Genomic DNA, 3,303 nt, shown 5'->3' on the forward strand with positions numbered 1-3,303 from the left:
TACACCTTCGGGTCGCTGCGCAGCACCCCGGTGCTGCGCGCCACCATCCAGAGGGAGAACAGCAGAATTAGGATCGCGGCGATGGCCGCGCGCAACGTGTAGGACAGACGCGATACCGGCCGTCCGGGAAGCATGACTGTCACCTAAATCCCCAATCCTGGAATCTGCGGAACTAGGCCCCAGAGCCCGAAGGTGAAAATGACGTCGAAGATGCCGATCGCCAGAATCGAGGTCCGCAGCGCCCGGCCGGCCGCCTGACCGACGCCCTCGGGACCACCCGAGGCGAAGTAGCCGTAGGAGCAGTGCACCAAGGTGACGATCGCGGCGAAGACCACCGCTTTAATCGCCGAATAGACCAGGTCGGACGGCGTCAGGGCGAGGTGAAAATAGTAGTCGTAGGTGCCGGCCGACTCACCGTTGAACCAGACCACCACCAGCCGCGTTGCCAGGTAGCTGGCCAGCAGTCCGATCATGTAGATCGGCAGGACGCAGACCATCGCGGCGATCATCCGTGTCGTCGCCAGGAACGGGACCGAGCGGATGGCCATCACATCGAGGGCGGCGATCTCGTCGGAGATCCGCATGGCGCCGATCTGTGCGGTGAACCCGGTGCCGACCTTCGCCGCGAGCGCGATGGCTACCACCACCGGCGCCAATTCGCGGGTATTGGCGATCGCGGCGACCATCCCCGACAGGGATGTCATGCCGACCAGTTGCAGACCGCGGTAGGTCTCCACGCCGAGCATCATCGCCGCGGCCAGCGACATCGCCAACACGATTCCCATCGTGCCGCCGCCAGACAGCAGCGACTTGGTGCCGAACGTCATCTCGGCCACCTGGCGGACCACGTGCTTGCGGTAGTGCACCAAGGTGTAGGGCACGGCGGCGATCGCGCGGACAATGAAGGTCACGTACTCGCCGAACCGAACCACGCCGTCACCGATGGGGACGAGGCGCCGCTGGTAGCTGTTGCGCACCCGGGAACTGAAGTCGACGGTCACCATCAATACGCCCCTACCGCAGGCACCATTACCGAATAGAGCTCGGAGAGAACGGTGTTGAAGATGAAGACCAGCGCGAAGGCGATGACGACGGCCTCGTTGACCGCGTCGGCCACACCGCTGGGCCCGCCGCGGGCGTGGAGACCTTTGAAGCAGGCGACGATGGTCGACAGCAGCGCGAACATCGCCGCTTTGACCAGGGCCATGACGAAGTCGCTGGTGCGCCCGTACTGACTGAAGGTCGCCATGAAGGCGCCGGCCGGTAGGTGCTGCACGTAGAGGTGATAGAGGTAGCAGGCGCCCACACCGACGACGGTGACCAGCGAACACAGCACCAGGGCGACGATGATCGCGGCAACAATGCGCGGGGCCACCAGCCGGACGATGACGTTGATGCCCATCACTTCCAAGGCGTCGATCTCTTCGCGAATCTTGCGCGAGCCGAGATCGGTGCAGATGGCCGACCCCGCAACACCGGCCATCATGAGTGCGCAGACCAGGGCGGCGGCTTGTCCGACGATGATGAACGCCACCACCGCACCCGAGTAGCCGCCAGCCCCGATCTTCCCCGCGAGCTCCCCGACCGAGACCGCGATGAACACCCCCACCGGAATCATCAGCAGCAGTGCTGGCCCCGTGCTGACCCGTCCGATGAAGACCGTCTGATTCAGCGTCTCGCTGATCGAGAGCCGGAACCGGAATATCGACACCACCGTCGCACCGACCGACTGCAGTGCGAAGCCGAGCGTGTGCCCGGCTTCCACCAGCAAATCGCGTACCGGCCCTTTAGTGGCTGGCAGTTCGAACGCCATCGAGACCCCCGTCGGACCGGCGAATGTTACAAGTTCCAGAGAACCGTAACATACATAAAATATGAAATGTGTCTCAGTAGCCGAAGATCCCCGCGGTGCCGTTTGATGCCCAGGTCACGACGTCGTTGAGCTGGTTCCGGGGAGCTACAATCCAGACCGTCGGACTCTCCGAACGCCCGCATCGCACCCGAACGGGGTGCGCACCAGGGGTCACGGTCGCACCGCGCAGCACCATCGTGCGTACCTGCGCAGGCGGGGTCGTCGAGCGTCCACCGATGCGCACCGAGCAGCGGGCAGCGTCTGGCGCGCGCCCGCGGTCGTACGTGATTTGCCAGTTGGCATTGCCCGACGCGGTGACCGCGAGCGTCGGCACTGCCGCCGCCTGCGCGTCGCCGGACCCGGCAGTCAGTGCGCCGGCGAGCAGCGCCCCGCCAAGTAGGAGGCCAACGAGTCGTGCGTTACAAAAATCCCCGATGTGTTTCATACCGGCCGATCGTGCCAGACCACGGCCCGGCACTCAATGGGTCGGCCGAAAAGGCTCCAGCCCGACGAGCGGAAGGATGAACTCGCGCGCCAGCGCGATCAGCCCGGCCTCGTCGTCGAGGGAAACAAGGTCACTCCGCGAGGTCAGGAACGAACCGGTGATCCGAACCAGGAGCTCGGCAGCCAGTTGCGTCGATACGTCCGGCGCGAGATTGCCCGCATCCTGTTCCCGACGGAGTTGCTGGGCCACGAAATCGCGAACCTGGAACATCGTGCGGCTATCGCCGCCGCCCACCACGCCGGGCACCATCGCCGGCTCGATCTCCAAGAGCCGCGCAATGAGCCGATTGCGGCCGATGGTGCGCAGCGACGTGACGAAGCCCGCCACGACCCGGTCGGCGATTGACTCCGCGGCCCGCATCTCCAGCACAAACTCGCCGAAGTACCGCTGAAACTCCCGCACCATCACCGCGTCGACCAGCGCGTCTTTACTGTCGAATTTGCGATAGATCGTAATGCGCGCAGTGCCAGCCCGACGAGCCACCTCGTCCATCGAGGTACGCGCGATACCGGTCTCGCAGAATTGTTCGTAAGCCGCATCCAGCAACCGGCTCCGCGTCTTGTCCTCGGGCTCGGGCGGCGCCGGACGCAGGGCCCGCTCGATCACCGTGCTCTCATCGGACACGATCGCTTCCGCTGCCACCGGGAACGCCCCTTCTGTCGGTTTCCTGCCACGCTACGTCACGCAAAAGTCTTGTGACGGCCTTCACAGTCATGCACTATGCATGTTACAACTCATACATATTTGTTTCATTCCCTCGAGTCGGGCGATGGTCAGGAGCAGGAAAATGCAGGAAATCAGCCGCCGAACAATGCTGAAAAGCGGTGCCGTTCTCGGCGCCGCGGGGGCGCTCACCGCGGCCAGCCAGGCCACCCCGTGGACTTGGTCGCCAGCCGGGTCCGTACCCGGTCGAGGCACCGGCGCCGACCCCCACACCGTATGGGAC

The 3,303-nt window shown here is 64.7% G+C and carries 5 protein-coding genes; 1 reads left to right on the plus strand and 4 read right to left on the minus strand.

Features of this window, described 5'->3' with window-relative positions; all coding sequences use genetic code 11:
- Nucleotides 1–143 precede the first annotated feature (143 nt).
- The 4 genes from WAW85_RS08695 to WAW85_RS08710 form a co-directional block, all read right to left on the minus strand.
- Complete coding sequence (locus tag WAW85_RS08695) at nt 144–1,004, minus strand: MlaE family ABC transporter permease (RefSeq protein WP_422559218.1); 861 nt, start codon at nt 1,002–1,004, stop codon at nt 144–146.
- Nucleotides 1,004–1,813 carry an MlaE family ABC transporter permease gene (locus WAW85_RS08700; RefSeq protein WP_422559219.1) on the minus strand — a complete coding sequence of 270 codons (810 nt, stop codon included), beginning with the start codon at nt 1,811–1,813 and terminating at the stop codon, nt 1,004–1,006. Before WAW85_RS08700 ends, WAW85_RS08695 begins: the two co-directional genes overlap by 1 nt.
- A 73-nt stretch (nt 1,814–1,886) precedes the next feature.
- Nucleotides 1,887–2,297, minus strand: coding sequence for a hypothetical protein (locus WAW85_RS08705; RefSeq protein ID WP_422559220.1), 411 nt, complete (start codon nt 2,295–2,297; stop codon nt 1,887–1,889).
- A 33-nt stretch (nt 2,298–2,330) separates the two neighbouring features.
- Entirely contained in the window at nt 2,331–2,999 is a 669-nt protein-coding gene (locus tag WAW85_RS08710) for a TetR/AcrR family transcriptional regulator (protein WP_422559221.1), read from the minus strand.
- Between the two features lie 145 nt (nt 3,000–3,144).
- On the opposite strand from WAW85_RS08710, the gene WAW85_RS08715 reads away from it, so the two are divergent.
- A partial coding sequence (locus tag WAW85_RS08715) for a twin-arginine translocation signal domain-containing protein (protein ID WP_422559222.1) occupies nt 3,145–3,303 on the plus strand: 159 nt, incomplete at its 3' end.

The sequence above is a fragment of the Gordonia sp. (in: high G+C Gram-positive bacteria) genome, from assembly GCF_049299075.1.
Lineage (GTDB): Bacteria > Actinomycetota > Actinomycetes > Mycobacteriales > Mycobacteriaceae > Gordonia.

Coding starts and splice junctions, on each gene's coding strand:
- WAW85_RS08695 (WP_422559218.1), bottom strand. CDS start 1,004: ATGGTGACCGTCGACTTCAGTTCCCGGGTGCGCAACAGCTACCAGCGG.
- WAW85_RS08700 (WP_422559219.1), bottom strand. CDS start 1,813: ATGGCGTTCGAACTGCCAGCCACTAAAGGGCCGGTACGCGATTTGCTG.
- WAW85_RS08705 (WP_422559220.1), bottom strand. CDS start 2,297: ATGAAACACATCGGGGATTTTTGTAACGCACGACTCGTTGGCCTCCTA.